The 23353-nt window shown below is 47.9% G+C and carries 23 protein-coding genes, 4 pseudogenes and 1 riboswitch; of the genes and pseudogenes, 3 read left to right on the forward strand and 24 right to left on the reverse strand.

Features of this window, described 5'->3' with window-relative positions:
• Positions 1-140 precede the first annotated feature (140 nt).
• The 7 genes and pseudogenes from KZ483_RS15190 to KZ483_RS28600 form a co-directional block, all read right to left on the reverse strand.
• The gene (locus tag KZ483_RS15190) at positions 141-2225 is read right to left on the reverse strand and encodes an RICIN domain-containing protein (RefSeq protein ID WP_220348260.1); all 2085 of its coding nucleotides are present in this window, start codon (positions 2223-2225) and stop codon (positions 141-143) included.
• Positions 2226-2523: 298 nt separating this feature from the next.
• A complete protein-coding gene (locus tag KZ483_RS15195; protein WP_397376205.1) occupies positions 2524-2667 on the reverse strand; it encodes a zinc-binding dehydrogenase in 144 nt (47 codons plus the stop codon).
• Between the two features lies 1 nt (position 2668).
• Positions 2669-3103 (reverse strand): ATP-binding cassette domain-containing protein, encoded by a 435-nt coding sequence (locus tag KZ483_RS15200; protein WP_220348262.1) that lies wholly within the window; start codon positions 3101-3103, stop codon positions 2669-2671.
• A 1-nt stretch (position 3104) separates the two neighbouring features.
• Positions 3105-3443, reverse strand: a complete 339-nt coding sequence (locus KZ483_RS15205) for a GntR family transcriptional regulator (RefSeq protein WP_397376116.1) — start codon at positions 3441-3443, stop codon at positions 3105-3107.
• 460 nt (positions 3444-3903) lie between these two features.
• The gene (locus KZ483_RS15210) at positions 3904-4113 is read right to left on the reverse strand and encodes a hypothetical protein (RefSeq protein WP_220348264.1); all 210 of its coding nucleotides are present in this window, start codon (positions 4111-4113) and stop codon (positions 3904-3906) included.
• Positions 4114-4303: 190 nt separating this feature from the next.
• Positions 4304-5743, reverse strand: coding sequence for a serine hydrolase domain-containing protein (locus KZ483_RS15215; protein ID WP_258881266.1), 1440 nt, complete (start codon positions 5741-5743; stop codon positions 4304-4306).
• A gap of 177 nt (positions 5744-5920) precedes the next feature.
• A pseudogene (locus tag KZ483_RS28600) lies at positions 5921-6815 on the reverse strand (LysR substrate-binding domain-containing protein).
• On the opposite strand from KZ483_RS28600, the pseudogene KZ483_RS29160 reads away from it, so the two are divergent.
• Positions 6721-7395 (forward strand): annotated as a pseudogene (locus tag KZ483_RS29160) (MFS transporter); the annotation flags it as partial. The pseudogenes KZ483_RS28600 and KZ483_RS29160 sit on opposite strands and share 95 nt — an antisense overlap.
• 188 nt (positions 7396-7583) lie before the next feature.
• Here the strand turns inward: KZ483_RS29160 and pelA are convergent.
• From pelA to KZ483_RS15280, 12 genes and pseudogenes are all read right to left on the reverse strand, one after another.
• Positions 7584-8555, reverse strand: coding sequence for a pectate lyase (pelA, locus tag KZ483_RS15230; RefSeq protein ID WP_220348267.1), 972 nt, complete (start codon positions 8553-8555; stop codon positions 7584-7586).
• 436 nt (positions 8556-8991) lie between these two features.
• Complete coding sequence (locus KZ483_RS15235; protein WP_220348270.1) at positions 8992-9495, reverse strand: hypothetical protein; 504 nt, start codon at positions 9493-9495, stop codon at positions 8992-8994.
• Positions 9488-10225 (reverse strand): M48 family metallopeptidase, encoded by a 738-nt coding sequence (locus KZ483_RS15240; protein ID WP_220348272.1) that lies wholly within the window; start codon positions 10223-10225, stop codon positions 9488-9490. Before KZ483_RS15240 ends, KZ483_RS15235 begins: the two co-directional genes overlap by 8 nt.
• A 235-nt stretch (positions 10226-10460) precedes the next feature.
• The gene (locus KZ483_RS15245; protein ID WP_220348274.1) at positions 10461-12287 is read right to left on the reverse strand and encodes an APC family permease; all 1827 of its coding nucleotides are present in this window, start codon (positions 12285-12287) and stop codon (positions 10461-10463) included.
• A gap of 168 nt (positions 12288-12455) precedes the next feature.
• A riboswitch (cyclic di-AMP (ydaO/yuaA leader) is annotated at positions 12456-12613 on the reverse strand.
• A gap of 410 nt (positions 12614-13023) precedes the next feature.
• A complete protein-coding gene (locus KZ483_RS15250; protein ID WP_309568578.1) occupies positions 13024-13431 on the reverse strand; it encodes a GlcG/HbpS family heme-binding protein in 408 nt (135 codons plus the stop codon).
• Positions 13432-13696: 265 nt separating this feature from the next.
• Entirely contained in the window at positions 13697-14191 is a 495-nt protein-coding gene (locus tag KZ483_RS28925; protein WP_309568579.1) for an NAD(P)-dependent alcohol dehydrogenase, read from the reverse strand.
• Between the two features lie 66 nt (positions 14192-14257).
• Positions 14258-14671, reverse strand: a complete 414-nt coding sequence (locus tag KZ483_RS28930) for an NAD(P)-dependent alcohol dehydrogenase (RefSeq protein ID WP_309568580.1) — start codon at positions 14669-14671, stop codon at positions 14258-14260.
• Between the two features lie 37 nt (positions 14672-14708).
• Positions 14709-14999, reverse strand: a complete 291-nt coding sequence (locus KZ483_RS29165) for a DUF4386 domain-containing protein (protein WP_397376206.1) — start codon at positions 14997-14999, stop codon at positions 14709-14711.
• Positions 15000-15206: 207 nt separating this feature from the next.
• Positions 15207-15614: pseudogene (locus tag KZ483_RS28605) on the reverse strand (oligogalacturonate lyase family protein); the annotation flags it as partial.
• A gap of 187 nt (positions 15615-15801) precedes the next feature.
• Positions 15802-16365 (reverse strand): hypothetical protein, encoded by a 564-nt coding sequence (locus KZ483_RS15270; RefSeq protein ID WP_220348278.1) that lies wholly within the window; start codon positions 16363-16365, stop codon positions 15802-15804.
• Positions 16343-16594, reverse strand: a complete 252-nt coding sequence (locus KZ483_RS15275; protein ID WP_220348279.1) for a hypothetical protein — start codon at positions 16592-16594, stop codon at positions 16343-16345. Before KZ483_RS15275 ends, KZ483_RS15270 begins: the two co-directional genes overlap by 23 nt.
• 42 nt (positions 16595-16636) lie before the next feature.
• Positions 16637-16960 carry a helix-turn-helix transcriptional regulator gene (locus tag KZ483_RS15280; RefSeq protein ID WP_220348280.1) on the reverse strand — a complete coding sequence of 108 codons (324 nt, stop codon included), beginning with the start codon at positions 16958-16960 and terminating at the stop codon, positions 16637-16639.
• 58 nt (positions 16961-17018) lie between these two features.
• Between KZ483_RS15280 and KZ483_RS28610 the strand changes: the two genes are divergently transcribed.
• Positions 17019-17144, forward strand: coding sequence for a hypothetical protein (locus KZ483_RS28610; protein ID WP_258881267.1), 126 nt, complete (start codon positions 17019-17021; stop codon positions 17142-17144).
• 224 nt (positions 17145-17368) lie between these two features.
• Positions 17369-18196: a sugar phosphate isomerase/epimerase family protein gene (locus KZ483_RS15285; RefSeq protein ID WP_220348281.1), complete on the forward strand. Its 828-nt coding sequence runs from the start codon at positions 17369-17371 to the stop codon at positions 18194-18196.
• Between the two features lie 18 nt (positions 18197-18214).
• Here the strand turns inward: KZ483_RS15285 and KZ483_RS15290 are convergent, their stop codons facing one another.
• The 5 genes and pseudogenes from KZ483_RS15290 to KZ483_RS15310 all read right to left on the reverse strand — a co-directional run.
• Positions 18215-19264 carry a FecCD family ABC transporter permease gene (locus tag KZ483_RS15290; RefSeq protein ID WP_220348282.1) on the reverse strand — a complete coding sequence of 350 codons (1050 nt, stop codon included), beginning with the start codon at positions 19262-19264 and terminating at the stop codon, positions 18215-18217.
• Positions 19257-20291: a FecCD family ABC transporter permease gene (locus KZ483_RS15295; protein WP_220348283.1), complete on the reverse strand. Its 1035-nt coding sequence runs from the start codon at positions 20289-20291 to the stop codon at positions 19257-19259. The genes KZ483_RS15290 and KZ483_RS15295 overlap by 8 nt, the downstream gene beginning before the upstream one ends.
• 14 nt (positions 20292-20305) lie before the next feature.
• Positions 20306-21295 carry an ABC transporter substrate-binding protein gene (locus tag KZ483_RS15300; RefSeq protein ID WP_258881268.1) on the reverse strand — a complete coding sequence of 330 codons (990 nt, stop codon included), beginning with the start codon at positions 21293-21295 and terminating at the stop codon, positions 20306-20308.
• A gap of 388 nt (positions 21296-21683) precedes the next feature.
• Positions 21684-22475, reverse strand: coding sequence for a COG4705 family protein (locus KZ483_RS15305; protein WP_258881269.1), 792 nt, complete (start codon positions 22473-22475; stop codon positions 21684-21686).
• 316 nt (positions 22476-22791) lie between these two features.
• Positions 22792-23346: pseudogene (locus tag KZ483_RS15310) on the reverse strand (DODA-type extradiol aromatic ring-opening family dioxygenase); the annotation flags it as partial.
• Positions 23347-23353 lie beyond the last annotated feature (7 nt).

Below are 23353 nucleotides of genomic sequence, written 5' to 3' on the forward strand. Positions count from 1 at the left end.
CTCCTTTCAAGATTAGAGGCCCGTAACTGTTAAAAGGAATACTCTCTTCAACTTTACAAATTGTAGGAAAAAGGCACTATATCTGTCGATATAGAGCCTTTTTTAACAAGAAGCTGCCCATTTTGAATTTTTACTTGGCTTTACGGAGCGACTTCAGTGAAAGTCGCATCGGCATTATAAGTCGTCCCTGATGCGCTCTGCGCATACAAAAGATAGTTGGTGTGGCGCAGATATTTGGTAGAATCCGTCCACATTTGGTAGGACGATTTTTGGGCATCCGCTAGTCCCGCTACGCGGCGGTAGGTTGCCTCATTGGCGAAAGCTGTCGTGCTATCGTTCGAATCGAGCCAAGCTTCTCCATTGGACCGGACACGCAGGTAGCGCCCGGGGAAGTTGACGGACTCGAACGAAACTCCGCCCGAGTTAGCCAACCCGGTAACCATCTTTAACTGTGAATCTTGAACCGGTGAAACGTTGGCATCTATCTGAGCACGATAGTTAGAGTGCCGCACGTAGCGGTCCGGAAAGTTATACGATTGCAAGCGAACGTTTACGGATATCGGTTCGAGCCTCCACTGCTGATTACCTCCGAGCATATATCGCCATTGCTGGATGAGGGCTCCATCTGCGGTGGAGATACCTGTCACGTCAGCCGGCTTGTTGCTGTGCACGGGGGTAATGCGGTGATAACCGTTACCTACAGGGATAAAAGCAAATTTCTGATTGTCCCCGCCATTCCAGCTCCACAACTCGAATTTGGCGCCATGATCCAGAGAACCGCTTGCTACATCCAAAAACTTTCCGCTCCTTACATCTTTAACGCTATATTGGCCGCCACCAAGATGGGCCACAATCCACTGCTGATTGGTTCCTCCATTAGATGTCCATTGCTGTACACTTGAACCGTTTGCCGTTCCGGCTGCATCCATCGCTTTGCCGGAATGGCGCACAATCAAACGATAAGTGCCGTCGGGGATATTGCCGCTCGGAAGAGTAGCGGTTCCGCCGCTTCCGGCTGGCCGGGTATAGAGAAGCGTACCAAAGCCGGGCTGGTCGAATGTCGAAGGATATTGGGTGTTCGGTCCGCCCTCAGGTCTTACTCGCTGGGCGCGTGCGGCAATATTGGGCACCGACAACCCCTTGCGGTTTGCGTAATGGTTGTAAATCATCTCCCAAACCGGACGATATTCATCACGACTGGCGCTGGAAATCACCGATTCCGTTTGAACGGCGCCGTTTGTGCCGGCCCCCCGTTCATAGGTCATAAACGGTACGTTATCGTCTCCGTTGTTATATTTGGCAACGTATTCGGCGGCGCGCAGGAAGCGGTTATTTGCCCACCCGTACAAGTCGTCGCCTTGATTCCAGGCCATTTCGCTGATAACGGCCATTAAGCCGATCCCCATTTGGGTGTGAGCCTGGTCGCGCCCGGACTCCTCCCACTGTGCGAGCCCGCCCGGGTGCTGGAACGGAATCGCATTATAGATCGAACCGTTTCCAGCGCCATGTTTAAAATATTCAATTCCGATGTCGTAGATATCCCGGCGGTCGGTAAAAATGCCGATCGCAACTGTCGCCGCCATATTGCACAGATCCCAGTTCGCCCGGTAATTCTGAATGTAGGCGTCATTGTGGTCCGCGCCGAATTCATTTCCGACAAGGAACCGCTCGATAAGAGGCTTGTAAAATACAGTGAGCAGCAAGTTCTGCATATCGGTCAAATTGAAACCGGGATAATCCCGCATAAGCTCCGCTGCATTAGCCATTTGATATCCGTTAAGTCCGGCAGCCAAATAGCGTTCGGCAGCCCCGGTGATCGTCGTAAGTGTGGACGACCAGGCGTTCAGAATGTTGCGTGCCGTGTCGCCGTTAGCCGTGTTGCCGGTAATCTTCCACAGCAAGGCATTCTGATAAGCGCGGGCGACATCGACGTTCAACAAGGCTACATTATCGCCGGTGCCGCCGCGAATGATCGTAGATGTGGCACGCGGGGTCCAATTGGAAGAAGAGAGCGGGCTGCCCACCAGTTGATTATAACCGTCCAGATACGGCTGCGTGCCCGCGTTAATCATCTGCTTCATTCGGTCGAAATCTGCTTGTGTATGCAGCAAGCCGGGATGTACAAAGGGACCTGTAGACGCTTCCGCTTCCCTTTCATTAACAAATCCGATCATGCTCACCAGAAAGCTTATAATAATTGAAAACGTTAAAACCTTCTTCTTCATTAAATTCATCTCCTTTTTAACTTTGATGACAATTCAGGTGGGTTTGAATTAAACCAGTCTTTCTATGCGCTCACCTCCAGCTAATGACGAATTATGAAAACGCTTTCGGTATATACTTTAGATGATTTAACGTGCATTTTATATTGTAAAATCTTTAAACGATGTGTAAATATTTTAGAATTTTCTGGTAACTGGACGCTGTCTTTCGAATTTCGCCCAAGAAAAATCCCCTCCAAGTAAACTGCGTGCTCTTCTTTAGCACATGTCTACTTCAAGGGGACAACTTGTGTTACACAATTCACCCCAAAGTTATAACTACATTTCCCCTCTTATGTCCTTCATCGACATATTTGTGGGCGTTGGCCGTTTGCTCCAACGGATAGGAGCGATCGATAACCGGTTTCAGCCGGCCCTTCTCCATTAGCTCTTTCAGGTAAACCAGATTAAGGTACTTCTCTGGCCAGAGTAAGCACGATTTTTAATCGGCCGCGATTTCCCGTTGAGAGGTCTCTGATCTTCTTATCCGGTTCCAGCTGCATATACATCATAATTTCTTCAGCCTTGGCGGTGTTGAAGTCAGCAAACTGCGAAGCCTGAAATGCCAGCGCTTCACTTACTGTAAATAGTGAGTAGAAAGAATCCTGCTCCGGCAAGAAAGAAACAAGTTTACTGATTCGACGGTTCGCAGTCTGTCCACCTACGGTAACCGATCCGCTGGTCGGATAGGAGAGTCCCGCAATAAGCTTCAATATTGTTGACTTTCCACTTCCATTCTCACCGACAATGCCTATGATTTTGCCGAGGGGCACAGTCAATGAAATGTTATTAATCGCGGAACGCTTCATGTACGTCTTGGAAACGTTTCTAAACTCGATCACACTATGCATCTCCCTTAACCATTTTGTTTAAATGGTCTTGTAGTCCCGAGATGATTTCATGCTGGCTGTATCCCATTTCCTGCATGACGTGTACAAACGTGAGGATCTGCTCCTCTTTCAAATTCTGACGCAGCCGGATCAGTCGGTCCTCTTGTTCTGTGACGAATGTACCTTGACCTCTTCTCGTTTCCAGAATGCCCTCGCGCTCCAGCTCACTGTAAGTACGCTGAATTGTATTCGGGTTCACATTGTAGGCTAACGCCATATCGCGGACAGATTGAAGCTTCTCGCCTGCCTTTAGCTCTTTACTTACAATCTTCCGGTTAATACGGTCTGCCAATTGCAAATATATGGGTTTGATGCCGGAATAGGATCTATGGGGAAAGTCGGAAACCTCATTTCCAAGCTTATCCATTGTGTTAAAAACTTATATAGGACAGTGGAATCGAATATGGCACCGACCCAGCTTGGTATGATGACCGCTCCAATTAGTGCTACCCAGCTCCAACGCCCGATCCGATGTTTAACGCATGATAAAGGGACCATAACAGTATCACCCAAACACCAAGCATAATGGAGATCATAATGATATGAGCAAAGATCAATAATCCCGCCGTCCAAGCATCCGTCCAATGCCCTTCAATTAATTCAAACCTTGAAACAATCAACAATCCGGCCATCGAATATAGAACAGCCAAGGATACAAAAGCCATGACGATCCCTACCAGAATCTTACTGAATATTAAGGTAGCAGCCGATTGGGATTATGCAGCCACAGGTGCAGCTGAGCGGCCTCCGTTCTAAGGCTGGTAAACAACATGACCGGAAGATAAAAAAACATGAAGCACCACTGCTGCTAACAAGGGTATGAACAGGTATAAGTTATCGCCTGTATTCATTTCCAAGAATAACGTTAACAATAATATCAAGAAATTAATGACAAGACCTACGAAAAAAGCACTTCTTGTTAACCGAAAATCCTTTTTCACTAATGCTGCCAGTGCGGCCATTTAAATCTCCCCTTTTGAAAATGTACATTGAAATATTGTCCTAGTGAGATAGGACACTAATTCATTAGTTCATGTCAATGGGCTATTGTAAATGTCTGTAATCAAGCCGTCCTCTTGAGAATCAGAAAAAACCGTCAGGGAGAACCCTGACGGTTACGAGCTATAGAACGTTACAGTTGTTTTTTGCAAGCTATGCCATTTCCGTTACTCTCCCTCGAATATCAGCCTGATCGGATAAAACGTTCGATTTGTGGTGCCATACAATTTCGTCCCCATCAAACAAAATCCGGATTGTGAAGGCGAAAGGCATATCGATAAACCTTATAGTCAGCTGAAGCGTGTCCTCCTGTAACCAGGTAAAGCTGGAAACTACGCGCTTAACCTCACCATGCAGCAGCCTCGTGGTCCCCTCCACCCAATCTCCTCGGCCGAGGTCGAAGATATATTTATCATCCGTCTTGCTAAGAACAAAGATTGCTTTATTATCTTCAAACGACATAGTAATGCTCACCAAATGCTGATCATTGTCTTCGAGCTTATATTCCTTGCCAGCGATGGTTGCTTCAAGGGGTGAATCCGGCTGCAGCCTTGGCAGATGTACTGTCAGGCCCTGCAATTCAGATGCAAGCTTCGCTTGGAAATCCTGATTGGAGGAAAGCGGCGACAGCTCTATTGCCGGAAGCAAGTGATCCCAGACGGCATTCAAGACTCCCTGCATGTCGTTAGTTCCGCCTGTTATAGCCAGCACCGCATCCTGCTCCGGCATCACGATACAGAATTGACCGAACGCGCCATCGCCACGGATCACTCCGTGCCGGCACAGCCAGAACTGGTAGCCATAGCCCTGAGCCCAATCATTGGCTCCTCCGTCTCCATTGGATATCTGCTTGGATGTGGCTTCATCGACCCATTTCTCCGGCAATAGACGCTGTTCATTCCACACGCCTTTCTGCAAATACAATTGGCCAAGCTTAGCGATATCCTCCGTTGTGACGCTTAACCCCCATCCGCCAAAACAAATCCCCTTGGGACACGTTTCCCAGGTCGCACCGTTAATACCAAGCGGTTCAAACAGACGCGGCTGCAAGTATTCCAACAGGTTTTGACCGGTGACCTTATGAAGTATCGCTGACAGCATATATGAAGCTCCGCTGTTATAGATAAAATGAGTACCGGGTACATGCAGGGCAGGAGCATGGAGAAACGCTTTAGTCCAATTTCCGTCTTCGCTCTGCAGCAGATTGCTTAATGTGTCCTCATTATGACCGGTTCCCATCATCAGCAAATGACGAATGCGCATAGCTGATAGGTTTGAGTTTATTTCATCCGGGACATCATCCGGGAAGAAGGATACGACGGTGTCTTCTACCGACAGCTTCCCTTCCAAAGTGGCGAGACCGATGGCGGTTGAGGTAAAGCTTTTGCTCAATGAGAACGTCATATGATGAATATCTGATGCATAAGGAGCCCACCACCCTTCAGCTACCACCTGCCCATGCCTAAGCAGCATAAGACTATGCAGTTCCAATTGACGTTCTTGTATCACATTTAAAAATACAGTCAAAGCTGCCGAGGAAATTCCTTGCGCTTCCGGATAACTTCTCGGTAAATGCAGATTATTCCGTTCCATCTTCTCATTCCTCCTCTGTAATACATAACTTACTGCAACTGTAGTCGAACGGCAAGTGAAACAAAGCAGATTAACTTTGATGTGGGTCAGCCTCCAAGGTGCGGTCACAATCATTTATTAAATTATAATATTAGCGAACCGCCGAAAATGGCGGTTTTTTGTTTCCTTCAGATAACCTTAACCATCTTGGGATTTATATGGTTTGCTGTACAATTGGTTCATGACGAGAATGAACTCTTTGGTTGCAGGGGTTACTTCCTCAAAAGAATGCGCGATGATTCCGATATCCCGGACTATACTTGGATGAATATCTTTAACCTTCAAATTGTGAGAAACCGATGACATAAACCGATGACAGCGTAAAATTCGAAATAATGCCAATGCCGAGGTTATTTTTAACCATGTGAACTAACATCTCGGCCGTTTGGACTGTTAAATTCTCTTTAAGCGATAAATTTTGTTCTTCAAGTTTATTAACAAGAGCCGTCTCGTGTCCCCCTTTGCAAAAAATAAATTGATTCTGATATTTATCGATATCTATCTTGTCCGCCTCTTCCAATGGATGATGCTCCGGGAGTATTGCGACCATATAATCGTGGAACAACACTTGATATTCAAAATCATCAAAGGGGGTCACGACGATACCGATATCAACGGTTCGATCCGACACCCATTCTTTAATTTGATTTGAGGTTCCCTCTGTCAGCTCGATGCGGACATGCGGATATTTTGACCTGAATAAGGCGATCGTCTCAGGCAGCAGATTGGTCGAAGCTGCGGGAAAAGACCCCACTTTCACCTCCCCTCTTAAAAGATTATTTTCACGGCTGGCAATTTCATATATCTTGTTCTCGATCACCTTCATCTGCCTAGCCAAAACCAGAATTTCCCGGCCCGCGCCGGTAAGCAGTAATCCGTTGCTTTTATTTCGGATAAAGAGTTTAATATTTAGCGAAGTTTCTAAACATTGGTATTTACTGCTTACATCGCCGGACTGCTGCCCGACACTTCTAGTCGCGGGCCAGCTCTCCGACCGGTTCGGACGCAAACCGGTGCTGTTCCCGGGTATAATCGCTGCCGTTGTTGCCTGCGTCCTGTTCGCCACTGCGTCCACTGTAATCATTCTTCTCTTGGCGCGTTTTTTGTCGGGAATAGCTGTCGGGGTTATTGTCTCGACGGGTATGGCCTCGGTCGTGGACGTAGCAGGTCATAACCAGAGGAAAGCAGCTTCACTGGCGGCATCTGTCGCAATGGTGCTGGGTGCTGGGCTTGGACCCTTGCTCGCGGGAGTTTTGGCCGAGACGTTGCCCCAGCCAATCGTTCCTGTCTTCTTGATTCAATTAGTAATCTTGATCAGCGCATTGAGCGTTGCGGCCAGCCTTCCCAAAAAGCGCAGCAAAGGGTCGGAAAACCGGCGCCTGCGCATGCCAAGTATAACTGCGGCTAACCGCACGCATTTAGCCCTGGGGATTGCCGTATTCGCACCCGGCATCTCAGCCACATCTTTCATATTGTCGCTCGGCCCCTCGCTGTTGGCCAAACTTCTTTCTGTTACGAGCCCTCTTGTGGCAGGAAGTACAGCATGTCTCATGTTTCTAACGGCGACCGGCATACAGTTCGCGCTTGAGAATTTGCCTATTCGCACCATTTTTCTTATAGGCGCTGCGGCCTTCGCCGCCATCTTGGCTGCAGCAGCAGCGGCCGGGGGCTTTTCGTATTCTAACGGCTTAGGAGTTAATATTCGTGTCATCCGACACAAGAGTCCAGGGCAAGGGCCATTAATAAATAAACCAGTCGCCGGTTCATTTCCAGCGACTGGTTTCTCAAATTACAGCAGGTTTCAAGTAATTCCAAGAGCCGAAGGCCAATTCCCATACCATGCGTATCCAACTCTTCTTTCTTGTTCAATATCGCTAAGCTTATATTTAACTATACCGTCACGACCTACAAATATAGGCTTATTCGTTCCAATCTCGTAAAAACGAGCCCATATCGGAGTAGTGACACTTGAGTCTTCCACAACTATGACATCATCACTGGTCTTTACTATTCTAATTCCAATGATCTTAACGGTTCTGAACCATTGCTCGGCTGCATTAATAGAAGCATTAATTTGCGACGTGGCAGGTCTGGTTTTTAGAAATTTTACAATTCCTACACTTTCATTAGCGCAAAGAGATGGGACTTCATATGACCTAGCCCCTGCAGGCTTTAGCGTTACCGAGTCATGCTGTTGTCCCCAAACCGTTAAGGCTCCATTAACAACAACCTGTGTCTGTAATATGTTATCTATGCCTTTCGAAACCGCTGTTTTACATCTACCGGCTAAAGTGCTGTCTATAAAAGCGAAATCGCCTCTTTTGTTTGCAATGTCATCCAGAAGGATCATAACATTAATCATTGCATTGTCATTGAATGTAATGTGGGTATGATAACCTGTGCTTTGATAGATCTGCGGCCACCCGCCGTTAGCATATTGCATATTTAACAGGAAGTTGATTCCTTTTATAGCAGCCGCTGAATAACTGCTGTTGCTTGTCCTTTGATACTCACCTGCTAATCTTCTTATTTCCGTGTACGTAGCTTTATTGTCAATTGTCGACTTCGCCCAATTCCCGCTAGTAACGGCGTAATCTTTTCTCCAACCTCCATCGGGCTGCTGGTATTTTAAAATATCCGAGAAACTGGCAGTAGCTCCTGATGCGTCGGCGGCGAATACAGCTTGCGGAGGTTGTAGCATTATTCCAAAAGCTCCTAAGATAAAGGTTAAGATTAACACGAAAGATCCATATTTTATTTTTGATTTTGACATGACAGCAATCTCCTTTTTTTGTTTTTTACGAACTTTTTAAGCTATATTAATTTAAGATATTGTATGACCCACCACCTTCCACTCTAAGAATACTGCTGACTGGAAGCGCTTACTTAAATCCATAAATAGGGTATCACACAATTTATTAATTAAATAATGTAATTTTGTCTTCTTATTACTAAATTTGATCTTTCTTGCCTCATGGCAAGTCCAAATTTACTCATTCGAGCCTTGTGGTGTTTAGCGTAGTCGTTGCGGCATTGGGGTTATAATGAATAAGGCCGCAACCGCGGCTTTTTATCGTTGCATGTTCTTGTTTTAAAGCATAATAAGCTGCCGGGCAGAGACCCGGCAGCTTTCCGTTTTAATACAATTCACTTCAGAATTACTTCAGTTTTCCCGGAAAACTCGCGATAAATCCACGAAGTGCTGCGGCTCAAATGTACGGCGCCATCCAAGTACGGTAATCGTCAAGAAGCTCCCGCTGAATGCGTTGCTCCAACCGACGGAATTCAGCTTCGAATTCGGCTTCCCGGGCGGGATCAAGAACTAGTGCGAGATTACCGGCATTGCATTGTTCGATATACTTTTTTCTCAGGGCGGTTGGAGGATGGGTGGTATCGAACCGATACTCCGCATTTTGCGTGATCCGACGAATTCTTTTGATTTCCCTTTCGGGAACATGATTTACCGCATTACGAAATTCACCGAACAAATCGTTGTTGTATTTGTACTTGGCAACCTTCTCAAAGGCGATATAGAAGGTAGGTTCGAAGTGAAGCTTCTCAAGGGCGGACAGTGCTGCACTCTTACCGCTGATATGAACGGCAAGGCTGTCGGCGTGGTATTCGAGTCGCTGGCTTTCTTTCCACGACGGCAAGCTTATTAAATACCACAGCAGTTCGACCAACTTGGCCATACCCAATCGAATCTTAGCCATAAGGGTGTCGAGAGGACCGAAAAGTTCCGAGTAATCGGTTTTGGGATAAAAAATATAATGCGCTTTCCACATACCAATTTCTTGTATTGTCATTATGTGCGTTGTGGGCCATTTCGTGGGCCAGTACATGAATTTTCTCTTGTACGGTTAGACCCGCAAACAGCGGAATACCGATTCCGATCAACCTTTTCCGAAGCAAGCCGGAACGCATAAAGAAGGCGGTAAATTCAGGCAGGGCGACGACGCTATCGATTCTTCGCGCCCCGGTTCGTTCAGCCAATTCGTCGAGCAGCTCGTAAATCACCGGGTAATCTGACCTATGGATCGGCTTTCGTTTGAACCTGTAAAATCTCGGTCGGATTTCGAAGGCCACTGCCGTCATAAGTAAGCCTGATAGAAACTCGCCGAAATTGTAAGGCGTTACGAGTCTTTCGATGCCAAGGTAAAACAGCAGGATTGTCAAACCATGAAGCACGGTTGCCGCCAGATATGCAGCGACAATGGAAGGTGTAATCCTGAATTCGACGCCCGCAGTCATTATGCTGTCGTATAACCGCTGGACTGCCCGAACACCAATCTTCCGATTTAGTTTATCCGCAAGCCGTTCGTGTGACGAAACGCGCTCGGGGTTCAAGTTCCAATCACACTGATCGCACCACGTCACGTACCCTGGTATGACCGGCATATCGCTGCCGCACTGCGGACAGGATACTCGTGCTCCGTTTTCCATTCTCTTCCCCCTGTATCTATAGTTCGATAGTCCTTTTATATCAACAGTATGTCAGTCCTGTGCTTGAAAATAAAGTCTTTGTTTCTAGCACTTTATTCCTTCAATCTACACGAATCGCAGATTTTCCGGATTAAATGGAATACATCGCAGCAATTAAAAATAAAAGCAGCTGTCTTATGACAGCTGCCTGCATTTTCTATAGGGATCCATAGCTTTACGATTACCAAGGCCCAGATTATTTTTTGAGATGATAAGGAACGGTTGTAACGATTACATCTTTCCGATAAAGCAGTGCGGCACGAATGGTAAAGCTTGTTTGGTTATGCAGGATATTGTGCCACCCCTTTTTCGGAATGAATTGCGGAATAATGACAGTGACTTGGTAATTTGATTCTCTGGCCTTCCGCTCTACCGTATCGATAAATTTCATCAGCGGCTGGATAATGCTGCGGTATGGCGAATGCAGAGTTACCAGCCTGACATCAGGCATCCATTTGGACCATTTCTCCTCGAACTTCGCCTCGTCCTCACGCTCGAATGGGATATACACTGCAATGATCTGATCCGCTCCCAGCGATTTGGCGTAATTTGCAGAGTGTTCCACTACATGTGTGATACCGGCTACGGGTAGAATGATGACATTACCTTCTATTGGAACGGCCGGTTCGCATGTGGTAAGCCGAAGCTGTTCGCCGACCGCCTCATAGTGTTTATTAATCCGGTGAAACGCGAGCACGATAAGCGGCAGAAAAATCAGTATCGGCCAAATCTGCGTGAATTTCGTCAAGAAGAATACGAATGTAACCGTCAGGCAAATGAAGGCGCCTGTAGTATTAATGATCAGCTTTGGTACCCATCCGGGGGGCTTTTGCCGAATCCATTTCAGCATCATTCCACTCTGGGACAATGTAAACGGAATAAACACGCCTACGGCGTAGAGCGGGATTAACTGTTCGGTCTGCCCTTTAAATGCTAATATCAGTAAAATGGAAAGAACCCCGAGCATTATAATTCCATTCGAGTAACCCAGTCTATCCCCGCGAACGGCAAACATCCTCGGAATAAACTTATCCTTGGCAAGATTGACTGCCAGTAAAGGGAACGCTGAATAACCGGTATTCGCGGCCAGAATAAGAATCAATGCCGTTGTACCTTGGATAAAGAAATACATGAAAGTCCGGCCAAAAGTTTGTTCGGCGATTTGAGAAACGACTGTGGCTTCCACTATGGGTGTAATGCCGTAATAGTAAGCCAGGAACACGGTGCCGGAGAACAGCAGTGCCAACAATATGCCCATCACTGTTAGTGTTCTGGCCGCATTTTTCGGTGCAGGATCTCTGAAGTTGGGTATTGCATTCGAGATCGCCTCAACACCTGTCAACGCCGAACTCCCGGATGCGAAGGCTCTTAGAAGCAGAAACAGACTGATCCCCATTACAGGTGTCCCGATCGGTGCATGCTGCGCCGCAGAAACTCCGCCGCTGGCGATATTATACAAACCTGCTCCGATTAAAATAAAGAGAGCGAGAACAAACAAGTAAACCGGGTAGGCCAAAATTGAAGCGGATTCCGTCACACCACGAAGATTTAGCAGTGTAATCAGGATAACAAATACAACTGCGATGCCAACAGTATGTTCGTGCAAGGTTGGGAAGGCGGAAGTGATGGCATCTGTTCCTGCGGATACGCTAACGGCCACTGTCAGGATATAATCTACAAGCAGAGAACCGCCAGCGACCAATCCGGGATATTTACCCAGATTTTCTTTGGAAACAACATACGCCCCACCGCCGTGCGGATACGCAAAGATGATTTGTCGATACGACAAAATAAGAGCCACCAACAGGATCAATACACCGATTCCTATCGGAATCGAATACCAGAATGCTGCAATGCTGATCGTAATCAGAACCAGTAGAATCTGTTCCGGTCCGTAAGCTACAGACGACAATGCGTCGGAAGACAAAATGGCAAGCGCCTTGGTTTTGTTTAGCTTCTGTTCCCCTAATTCGTTGGATTTGAGCGGCCTTCCGATCAAGATTCGTTTGAGTGCCACTAACATTCCCGACCACCGCCGCCTGAGAAATAAACTTGCCGCATAATACGTTATCCCTACCCCTTCTTTTAGAAAATCAGTTGTTTTAGATATCCTTACCCTTCCCAAATTTACTGTTTTTTACCACACAAAAAAACCGCAAGGCATCTTACGGCTGTAATAACCCAAGTCGTCTCACCTTCTCCAAAAACGCTTGCGAGGTTAGCTGCCGGATTCGGGCTGTTAGAGTCGCCCTACAGTGCGCACCATACAGCACTGATTCACCCCATGACGTCATATAATGAGCTCCTTCGGTTCCCCCGTTTTCCTCAGAAATTCAGCGAGTTATGAGATGAGACGATTATACCGCTTTGAACAACCACTGTAAAACGGCCAATAAACTCAAAAAGCATCGATTTTATGATGCTTTAACGAATGTATGCGGATACATTATATAATATTGTTCTAGTGGTATGTGAAGGGCAGTATTATCGTTCATTCTCTTAAATTGCCGCACTATTCAGCTATCTCTGCCAGTACAACGTTTCCCGATACGAGTTTCCCCTTAGATAGACTGAATAACATTCAGGGCTTAATAATTGACGGATTCTTCATATCCGCAATACAAAAGTACCAAGTAACACAAAAAAGCCGCGATTTCCGCGACCTTTAATGTTGTATTTTGGTCTTCCGATAGGCTGCTGCGCAATTCCCGGCTTATAACTACTTTTTGTTATTTGGTTAAAAACTTCACCCTTAATAATCACCCATACGTTCGCTCAAAATTAACTCTAACCGCCTCTGCAACAAGAACATCCTGCTCGACTGAACCGCCGCTAACACCAAGTCCGCCAATCAAAAGATGTTGTTGGAGTAACGGAATCCCTCCGCCAAATAATACAATACGATTTCGGTTTGTCGAATGGATGCCGTAAAGGGACCCTCCGGGGCGTGCCATTTTGGCCAAATCTGCAGTCGGCATTTTCATGGCTACCGATGTCCATGCTTTATTGGTTGCTATATCGATGCTTGCCAGTAAAGCATGGTCCATTTTGTAACACGCGGTCAGATTGCCTCCTGCATCTACAACTGAAATCACCATAGGCACGCCAATTCGATGTGCTTCCAGCTCCGCTGACTGAATGATTTCTTTTGCCATCCATAATTGCATTGCAGTCACATTCCGCCAAAGATCGTCATTGCGTTGAATTTATGAGCCGGAATCTTATTTTCCGAAATCACTCTCCATTGGCACTGCATTCTTTGAGTTCACTCCCTCTTTTGTATTACACGCTTAAGACCTTACATTTTTACGATTACCGGAGCCGTTTCTTCAAACGATTATTACATTTTATTTGCTTCGCCCCGGATCTATTCTAGGGACAATTTGTAATATTTTTCTTGTTGATGAAGCTGCCGGAGCAAGCAATGAATTGCTATAACATCTCCATATTAATGACGACTTTTCCTTTGGGGTGACCTTCTCCAAGATACCTGAGAGCTTCAGCAACCTCGCTTAACGGATACCGTCTATCTATAACAGGAACTACTTTGCCAGCTTCAAAAAGCTCCTTGAAAAAATTTTGGTCATTTTTGTTTGTCCTGTGAACAAGGATACCCATTTTCTTGCTCCCTGCCATTGAAACACACGGTCCCAGGAGCATGAGTTGGCAGATTCGGGCCATGGAGCCTCCCACCATGACATAAGTGCCGCCCGGACTTAATGCACGCTTGTAATCGAAAATTGAGCGATATCCAGCAACATCAAGAATCAGATCGTAACTCTGCCCATTATTGGTGAAATCATCCTGCGTGTAATCAATAACCCGGTCTGCACCAATCGATTGCAGCATATCCAATTTCCTTGTGGTGTCCACGCCTGTTACGCAAGTCCCGAATGATTTGGCAATCTGCACCGCAAACGTACCCACACCGCCGCCCGCACCGTTAATTAATACCTGCTGTCCTTTCTGAATCTGTCCTTTATCACGAAGTCCCTATAAGGCTAAGACTCCCGCTTGCGGTATGGCTGCGGCTTCCTCGAATGTCATACCGGCAGGCTTAAGCGATAATGCATTTTCATCCGCACATACATATTCCCCGAATCCGCCCCAACTACATCCGGAGAGGTCCCCGAACACTTCATCGCCTGGAAGAAAACTCCTTACGTTGCTACCGACCGCTTCAATCCGTCCCGCTATGTCAGCCCCGAGAATATTGTATTTTGGTTTCAGAAGCCCTTTGAGACGGGCTAAGAACGGTCTGCCTCTAAGAAGATCCCAGTCCCATGAATTAACGGATGCAGCATGTACTTTTATAAGCACTTCATTGTCCTTGGGAGCAGGCTTTTCCACCTCTTTAACCTTAAGAGCATCAGTAGTGCCGTAATGTGTATATACAACTGCCTTCATGAAATTTCCCCTTAACACTTATTTTTGTGCTTTGGTTTTATTTTATAGCAGACATGGGAGCTATTGCAGGTGAGTTGAATCCTTTGACTATAAGCCAGACCGGCATTAGTATTTCAAATAAGGCTCCCGGAAGAAATAAGAGCATGCCTGGGCTATAACCGAAGAGCTCTAGCAAGGCGCTTGTTAACAACGATGCGTAACCAATAAGTCCAAAGACGGATATTAAACGCGGAATGAGCCTTGATCGGTATAACAAATAACAAAATAAGAGGCTGTAAAGACCAAGAACGATCATTGCCAATTGAAAGGCCAAAAATTTCGCTTTAATTGCTAAGGCGCCTAAGTGACATCGGGAATACTCCTTGAGTTAATTAATTGCGCTGCAGTCATTGGTATTGGAGTCATGCTTTTCCCAATCTTGAAAAAGCATAATGAAAATATTGCGATTGGATACGTTGCTTTCAGGATTATTGAGGCCGTAATCCTGGTGGGTAATAAATCGTTTCGCCTCATAAATCGTCTCCGCGCCGCCCGTCATGGCATCGATTCGAACGATTATGCTGTGGGGAGCCGCTTCCATCAGCTCGCGGTGGCCGACATAACCGTTGCCGAGATCGAGGCGGATGCAAGAAGAGAGGTCTTCCTGAACACAGGTCAGGACGTATTTACAGTCTGCAGTCGCACTGGCGTTACCGAGCTGATAGCCCTCAGGCGCTTCGTATAACAGCTGTTCTTCCAGTGAAGGTAAATCGAGCCGGACCAGGGAGCGGCCTTTCTTTACAAAGGCTGCACTTCCATCCGGCAGCAAACATGCGTCCAATTGGTCGTTGTCGCGGTACTCCGTAAGCTGAGTGATCTGACCGCTCGCCAGATGCAAGCTGTATAAGTTCGTACTGTTTCCCCTATCCGAAATGAGCAAAAGTCGCTGTCCCCCATCGACCATCCGCTTTCGGTAAAATATAAATGATGGCTGTGAGCCATATAATCGGTCAACTGCGTAACTTCAAGACCTGTCAGCCGGTCAGTATAGGTCTTCCGTTCTGAAGGCCAGACGGTTCCTTTTACCATTTACGCGCCTCCTCTAACGAATATGTAAGCGTCTTACAACTAAGGCTTCAGCCCTTCCCACTTCACGTTCCACCTTCCATCCTTCGGAAAACTTGTCCGCTGCCTTTCCAGCCGCAGGCCATCATGGCAGCGGCTGTCAGCAAGCCTCCATTGCCCGGCAAATAAGCCGTTAAGCCTGGTCGTTGATAGTTATGTCCATTAGTCAAATAGGTGTTTTCATGTAAGCCCGTTCGCTCAATTCGCCCGGAGCTCCATTCCCAGCCGACCAAATAATGGTCTTCATCCATGCTTCTGTCCAGCAATGCCCGCTGAGCTTCCTGCTCGAGGAGCACCGTCCGATGCCTGTCATCATTGTCCCAATCCGGAAACACGGCTTTCGCCCACGCCGTATGGATCATATCGGGTGCAGGGAAACGGATGAATACCTGAAGGCGTCCTTGGCTGATGAGCGGTGATTCCACACGTACGCCGACGGTATCGTAAACGGAGTGACAAGCTGTCGTTACGCGGACCGGAACACCTTGAACGGTATATTCACTCGTAAGTATGCCTGTCCAAAGGTTTAATCGCTGATGTATATTCGCTATATCACCGGCTGCCGCTTCATAGCCGGCCGTACGTGTCAAACATCTGATACTCGGCATCCTTTTCCGTAAACCGGTCACGTCCTCCTGTGAAGTGCCACCCCCAGTTGGACTGGGTACCAAGCGGTACCTCATATTGCTCCGGAAATGACTGCAATCCGGTGATGTCGCTTGTAAAGGCAAATTCCGTATTGCCTACGGAGAAGGGGGACAGCGGGGCCCACTTGTTCAGCTCGGGATGATGCCGCTCTACGATTTGTCGTCTATCCATCGTTTCCTCCTTGGACCCGGACCGGATGGAGCCGCTACCCGGTTATTCTACCTTGGAATCCATCCGGATTCTCATCATATCCCGGTACTTGCCCGGTGTAATATCCTTATACTTGCGGAAGATGCGGATGAAGCTGTTCTCATGCTGATAACCAACCATTTCAGCGATGTGAGAAATGCGGGAATCCGTTCTTAACAGCAGCTCGGTTGCAAGGTCCATACGCAGCTGAGTCAAGTAGTTATATATAGTCTCACCCGTCTCCTGCTTGAAAACTTGGCTGGCAAGACTGCTGCTAATTCCTATTGATTCGGCAACTTCGGGAATGCCGATCGGCTCACTCAGATGCTGCTTCATATATTCGATCATGCGGTGACATGTAATGAAATCTTTGCTTTCAACCAGCCGGCGGCCTGCGGTTCAGTTCATGTCTGATGTCGTCCAAATGCAGCGTCTCAAATTGTTCGCAGGAATGCTCATCCTCCTGCTCCTCAACCGGGCGGAGCTGTTCGATCCTCTCAGCGGCCTCCTGCAGGAAAGAAACTACGGCTGAAGGATATTCTGATTCTCCCGGGCTTGATCGGAACCTTCAATATGATCATCATCCGCACTTAATATCACTATTGCGTGCATGACAAGATCCGCGAGTTTTATGCCAATCCCCTGTATGCCCCACTTCGATTCTTTATGATATGATGAAAGCGTTTCATTAAAATAGCGAAGCGGGAGTCTATCCGCCTGGCAAGGTGACCGGTTCGCGATTCAAGGAGGAATTGTATGTCTTATTTATCCATAAGCACTTGGAGTCTGCACCGTTTGCTTGGACCCCTCCGCTGGACGGAATGGGATGCCGCCGCCGGTACGCACAAGACGCGGGTACAGTCTCAGCCGCAAATTCTTACACTGCTTGATTTACCTGCCGAAGCTGCGAGACGTGGCTACCGGGCGCTGGAGGTATGCCATTTCCATTTTCCTTCGACTGAGACGACCTATCTGGAAAAGCTTCGTCAGTCCTTTTCCGCCGCCGGGCTTACGTTTGACACTCTTCTGCTCGATTACGGCGACTTAACGACTATCGATGAGGCTCGGCTCGAGGCGGATCAGGATTTGTTCCGGCACTGGATCGATATTGCATCCTTGGCCGGCGCCAAGAATATCCGAATTATCGCCGGTGACGCATCGCCTTCTAACAAGGATGCCGTCCGCAATTCCGCCGCAGCGCTGTGCGCGCTGGCCGATTATGCATCGGGACACGGAGTCCGCGTCATTACTGAAAACTTTCATTCCTTAACATCCACAGGGGAAAGCTGCGCCAGCCTCATGCAGCAAACCGAAGGCAAGGTCGGGATGATCACGGATTTCGGAAATTTCAATCTGCCTTCCAAGTACGATGAATTTGCCATAACGCTGCCGCACAGCGTGTCCGTCCATGCTAAAGCCGACTACGATCCGGACGGCATGCCGGACGAGGCGGAATACCGCCGCTGCCTGGATACGATGAAGGCCTCCGGGTATAACGGCCCGGTCGTCTTGATTTACGACGGGCCGGATGATATGTGGGAAGGGCTGGAACGTATCAGGCGGATCGTGGAACCGTATTTATAGAAGTGAGTCATCGTCTTCTTATTTTCCCGACAGTTTTCTTCGCAGCAGAAAGAGGAAGAACGGGGCGCCCATCAGCGTGGTCACTGCACCCACAGGCAAATTCGTCAGATGATTCTCCATGCCGGGGATCGGCAGCCTGAGAGTAATGATCTGGCCGATCCAATCGGCAGCTACAAGAAGTACCGCGGAGAACAACGCGCTTGCCGGGAACAAGTAGACCGGATTTCGTCCGACGACAAGCGCCGCCATATGCGGACCGATGAGGCCAATGAATCCGATGGCTCCGACCACCGATACAGATGCTGCTGTCAGAGTGGAAGATATTATTAACAATATCAGTCGTGTCCGGTTAACAGCCAGGCCAAGCCCCGCTGCCACAGAATCACCAAGCTGCAAGAGCGCTGCCTTCCTGGCATAAGCCATAGCAAGTGTCAGTCCCACAAGCGCCCAGGGCCAGAGGATATTCCACTGGATCCATACCCTGCCGTTAAGAGAACCGAAGGTCCACAGGAAGATAGAGGACAATCCCTGTTGGCTCTTGAGCAGCAGCAGCGAGGTTAACGACTGCAGGATCGCCGTAACAATAATGCCTGTAAGCGCCAGGTTCGCATTACTGTTCTCCTTCCTTCCATTAAGGAAATATACAGCCGCAACAGTGATAACACCTCCGGCTAGCGCGACAAAAGGAAGCAAGGCATTCTGCGAAATATCACTCGGTGCATAAATCATCCACAATACAACGAACAGCACCCCGCCGGCAGACGCCCCGATCAGCCCCGGTTCTACTAACGGATTGCGAACTATGACCTGGAGAATTACTCCTGCTGTCCCAAGCATGAGTCCTGCAGCAATCGCAATCAGGACGCGCGGAAGACGCAAATTCCAAACAATATGACGCTGACCGTAATCCACTTCATGGTTAAGCAAAGACTTAATGACTTCAATTGGTGTCAATGAGACTCTCCCAAGCGCAATATGCAGGATGATACATACAGCCAAGACAGTAAGCAGAATTCCGGTAGATACCACAAATTTTGTACCGTAGGAACGGGGCGAAGGCTTAAGCATGATTGTTTTTACCTCCCTTGTTTCTCAGGAAGAAGCACAGGAAGCAGATTCCACCCACTAAAGTAGTCCAGACCCCTACTGGTATTTCCAGCGGATAGAGCATCAGCCTTGCGGCGGTGTCGGCAGCCGTCAACATCACTGCTCCGCATAGTGCGGACACAGGTAAGATATAGCTTGCGTTAAGTGTGCGAAGCATAAGGCGAGTCACGTGCGGCGACATCAGTGAAATATATCCGATCGGGCCGCACTGCGCCACTGTCACCGCCACAAGTACTGCACATACGATTAAGATGAGAAGCCGCGTCCGCTCTACTTTCAAACCAAGCCCGGAAGCCGTTTCATCGCCAAGCTGCAGCAGATTAATGGCACGTGCAAATAGTATCACGACGGGCAATGTGACAACCGCCCAGGGAAGGATTCGAATAACATGTTCCCAATTCCGGTTCGCCAAAGAGCCAAGAAGGTATGTATAGAGCAGGTTTACGTCATTGCTCGTGCCCAGCGCAATTAACAGGATCAGTAAACCATTAAGGATAGCGGTGACCGACATTCCGATCAGCAGCATCCCCGCGGCACCTCGGCTTCCCCTCGCCGAGAGAATAACGAACATTCCGCCCAGGAGTCCTCCGCATAAAGCGATAATTGGGTGTAGATAGAACGCGACAGGTAGATTGAGCACAGTAATAGCAGCCATACCAAGCGATGCTCCTGCTGAGACACCGAGCAATTCCGGCCCTGCCAGACGGTTGTTCATCGCCCCCTGCATCAACGTCCCTGCCGCCCCCAGCAGCGCCCCGATGATGAGCCCCAGCGTAAATCGGGGAACACGGATTTCACGGATGATGATCCTTTCTATCTCCTCACCTGTGCCCGTGAACAGAATATCATGCAGCTCCCTCCACGACATGACAGGGTCGCCGGCTTTAATTCCTAAAGCGAAGATAGAGATCAGGAGAATGAACATAGCAGAAACCGGAAGAAGATATATCCTTCTGCCGGTTTCGGTCGTTTGAAGCGGACTCGGCATATGTAATCGGCCTCCTAAAACTGCTCGGGATAGATCAGCTTCATGGCTTCATCCAGCAGTATTCCGAGAGACCTTGTACCTCTGCCATCCCCCCAGATCGGGGAGCGCACTTCATGTACCTGCTTATTCTGCACTGCCTTCAATTTACTCCAGATCGGCGAAGCAGCCAGCTGTTCGGAGAGAGGCTTGGCGCCCGGGCTGAAAGAGTAGCTCTCTACAAATATGACATCGGGATTAACGATTAACAGCTTCTCGAGAGAATAAGGAATGCTTCCTTCTCCATAAGGGTCATCTGCAGGGTTCGAAACTCTCCAAGGATAGTTTGTCACTTCCTTTAACACTGTACCAGCCAGGTTGGTGTCCGTTACAATTGAGAAATTTACATCCGAGCCAAACATGATGAGCGCTGTCTTATTCTTCGGAGATTTCTCTTTTGCCTGCTCCAATTTGCCCAGGAAATTCTGTTTCGCTGCTTCTGCTTCCGTCGTTCTACCGGTCAACTTGCCCATCGTTTCCAGGAATTCAATCGATTGCTTATAGCTCTTCGGACTTGCGAGGTAAAGCTGAGTAACGCCGCTCAGGCCACCGCGCAGAGGATCATGTACACCCTTGAGGCCAATGACCAAATCCGGCTTAACCGTTACCAGGTCCTCCAAGCTGGGCTCAAAGAAGCTGCCTCCAATAGAAGTGAAATTCTCACCTTTGCTTCCGTAGTATTCAGCTGAGACAGCAATCTCGCGCACACCGCTCTCGGCAATAGCGACCGGCTCCATGCCTAGTTCAGCCAGAACATCGACGCACAAGGAGACGATACAGGCGACATTAACGACGGGTTTGTTGAATGTTAACTCAGCATTCGCTGCATACTTTATCACAACCGGCTCGAACGCCGCAGACTCTTCGACAACAGAAGGTGCCTCCGTTGTATTGTTATTCCCGCAGGCGGGAAGCACAAGTAAAGAGGTCATAATCAGAATCAATAGAGGCAAATTAAAAGTTCTCAATGGGAAAAGCTCCTTATTAGTAAATTTTACTATAAGGATATATTATATTTAAAAATAATGAATATCAAGGTTAATTTTTATTCTATACCCACTCACCGGAATTAATGGTATAAGTTGGTCTTTAATTTGTCTGACCGATTCGCCGCTCGGCATCAATCACAAGCTGTCGAATAAAACATCGGTTTTTGATTCTCTCGCCTTCTAATCTATAATGACTATCGAATATAGTATATATTTGTATTCTGCAACTAATTACAATAATGAAAATGCTGCTTTCACCCTGCAGCAGCATTTATTTCTTGTCAGCAGCAAGCCGTAACCTTCCAAGGCCTCGGCAGCAGACCGGATCGGCACCACCGTATGGCTATCGGTCAAAGGCTTAATATTCTTAAGCTGCATCTGTCTCGAGTTTCACGCTTTGTGCGGCTGTACCTCCGCGGAAGACGACCAGGATGACTATGAGGATTGTTAAGACAAGGCTAACAGCGCCTTTACCCAGCCCCAAACCGCCGCCGCTATGAGCCACCGATAACCAATCCGAAAACGAAGCTCCTACCGGACGCGTCAGGATGTAGGCGAACCAGAAAGCGAAAATTTCTTTGAAACCAAGCAACCAGTAGCCCAAAGCCGGAACAGCAAGCAAGATGGCGAATAATACGCCGGAAGAGAAGTAGCCCAGGTGCATGCTTGTCGCGGTCATGTCCCCTGCGGCGGTACCGAGTGCGAATGTTGTCAGTACAGTGAGCCAGTAGAAAACCTCGCGGCGCCGGGTGAAGATGCTATGTACAGAAAGAGTCTTCTCTTTGGAATACCAAGTGATGAGGACAGCAGCCAATGCCACGATAAAGAAAATGGTAGAAACCATGTATGGAACGCCAAGTCCCACACGCACCACATCCGCAGCCATTGTACCGAATATACTTACCATTACGACAACCAGCCAGTAGATTCCCGGCACAAATCGGCGCGCTTTGAACTGCAGCACCATTGCGGCAGCAAAGATAAGAACACTGAGCGGGGCTGAAATAAACGGGTTTAGTTTCTCGAACAAATAATCGGAGGTCACCTCGCCCATACCGGTAGTCAGAAGTTTAATAATCCAAAAATAGAGCGTAATTTCCGGAACCTTAGCAACCATCTCATTCGAGTGGTTTAAGGAGACCGATGAAAGCTTATTCATACCCAAGCGTCCTCCAATAACATGTAAATTTCAATAATTTTAATGCAAAAGCAAACCCATTCATGTTGACGAAGCCAAACATCCATAGTGCTAATGATAGGATGAAGATATTAAAATACTATTAATGGCTAATTATCTTCTTATTAAATATCTTTTGGCACACGTAAACTGCACCTGACACTGATAATAGGATTAGCCGTTTGCCATTTAGTAAAGAACACAAGAAATAACCCAGTACCGGAGAGGTACTGGGTTTGTCAGGTGTTGGATGAGGGTTTGATCAGTAACGCGAAAGGATCCGTTTCTCCCTGCTCCGTCAGAATTGCAGGCTCAAATAGCTAATGCTGCCAAATTCGAAGCTGTGATGCAGCACCTTCGTTTCGCTATCGGGATCAGCGCTTCCCGCCGCCAGAAACAACGGAACAAAATGTTCAGGGCGCGGTACCGCATCACGGGCGTTTGGCGCCAGCTCCTCATACCGGAAGAGCGAAGCCCAATCCTTCGCTTGCAGCTTCTCAATCAGCCAATTGTCGAAAGCGGCGGCCCATTCTTCAGGCTTTCGGTCGCGCGACAAACCCCATTCGATCCTCTGCAAGTTGTGAACAGTGACGCCGCTGCCAACCACCAGAATATTCTCGTGCCCCAGACCGCGCAACGCTTCGCCAATCCTGAACTGGCGCTCCGCCGGCAGGAACGGATGAACCGACAGTTGAACGACGGGAATATCGGCCTTTGGAAACATCCGCGAAAGCGGCACCCAAGTACCGTGGTCGAGCCCGCGGTCGCTCATAAGAACGTCGATACTGTTCGCACGGAACCTGTCTGCTACTTGCTCCGCCAACTCTGGAGATCCGGGAGCCGGATATGTTTTCTCATAT

It is taken from the genome of Paenibacillus sp. sptzw28 (assembly GCF_019550795.1).
Taxonomy (GTDB): Bacteria; Bacillota; Bacilli; order Paenibacillales; family Paenibacillaceae; genus Paenibacillus_Z.

What these genes read in the sequence shown, in the direction of transcription:
- KZ483_RS15295 (WP_220348283.1), bottom strand. Translation starts at nt 20,291, where the DNA reads ATGCCGAGTCCGCTTCAAACGACCGAAACCGGCAGAAGGATATATCTT.
- KZ483_RS15210 (WP_220348264.1), bottom strand. Translation starts at nt 4,113, where the DNA reads ATGGCCGCACTGGCAGCATTAGTGAAAAAGGATTTTCGGTTAACAAGA.
- KZ483_RS15215 (WP_258881266.1), bottom strand. Translation starts at nt 5,743, where the DNA reads ATGGAACGGAATAATCTGCATTTACCGAGAAGTTATCCGGAAGCGCAA.
- KZ483_RS15285 (WP_220348281.1), top strand. Translation starts at nt 17,369, where the DNA reads ATGTCTTATTTATCCATAAGCACTTGGAGTCTGCACCGTTTGCTTGGA.
- KZ483_RS15305 (WP_258881269.1), bottom strand. Translation starts at nt 22,475, where the DNA reads ATGAATAAGCTTTCATCGGTCTCCTTAAACCACTCGAATGAGATGGTT.
- KZ483_RS28610 (WP_258881267.1), top strand. Translation starts at nt 17,019, where the DNA reads ATGTCTGATGTCGTCCAAATGCAGCGTCTCAAATTGTTCGCAGGAATG.
- KZ483_RS15280 (WP_220348280.1), bottom strand. Translation starts at nt 16,960, where the DNA reads ATGATCGAATATATGAAGCAGCATCTGAGTGAGCCGATCGGCATTCCC.
- KZ483_RS15290 (WP_220348282.1), bottom strand. Translation starts at nt 19,264, where the DNA reads ATGCTTAAGCCTTCGCCCCGTTCCTACGGTACAAAATTTGTGGTATCT.
- KZ483_RS15250 (WP_309568578.1), bottom strand. Translation starts at nt 13,431, where the DNA reads ATGCAATTATGGATGGCAAAAGAAATCATTCAGTCAGCGGAGCTGGAA.
- KZ483_RS15275 (WP_220348279.1), bottom strand. Translation starts at nt 16,594, where the DNA reads ATGGATAGACGACAAATCGTAGAGCGGCATCATCCCGAGCTGAACAAG.
- KZ483_RS15245 (WP_220348274.1), bottom strand. Translation starts at nt 12,287, where the DNA reads ATGTTAGTGGCACTCAAACGAATCTTGATCGGAAGGCCGCTCAAATCC.
- pelA (WP_220348267.1), bottom strand. Translation starts at nt 8,555, where the DNA reads ATGTCAAAATCAAAAATAAAATATGGATCTTTCGTGTTAATCTTAACC.
- KZ483_RS15240 (WP_220348272.1), bottom strand. Translation starts at nt 10,225, where the DNA reads ATGGAAAACGGAGCACGAGTATCCTGTCCGCAGTGCGGCAGCGATATG.
- KZ483_RS15235 (WP_220348270.1), bottom strand. Translation starts at nt 9,495, where the DNA reads ATGGCTAAGATTCGATTGGGTATGGCCAAGTTGGTCGAACTGCTGTGG.
- KZ483_RS15190 (WP_220348260.1), bottom strand. Translation starts at nt 2,225, where the DNA reads ATGAAGAAGAAGGTTTTAACGTTTTCAATTATTATAAGCTTTCTGGTG.
- KZ483_RS28930 (WP_309568580.1), bottom strand. Translation starts at nt 14,671, where the DNA reads ATGAAGGCAGTTGTATATACACATTACGGCACTACTGATGCTCTTAAG.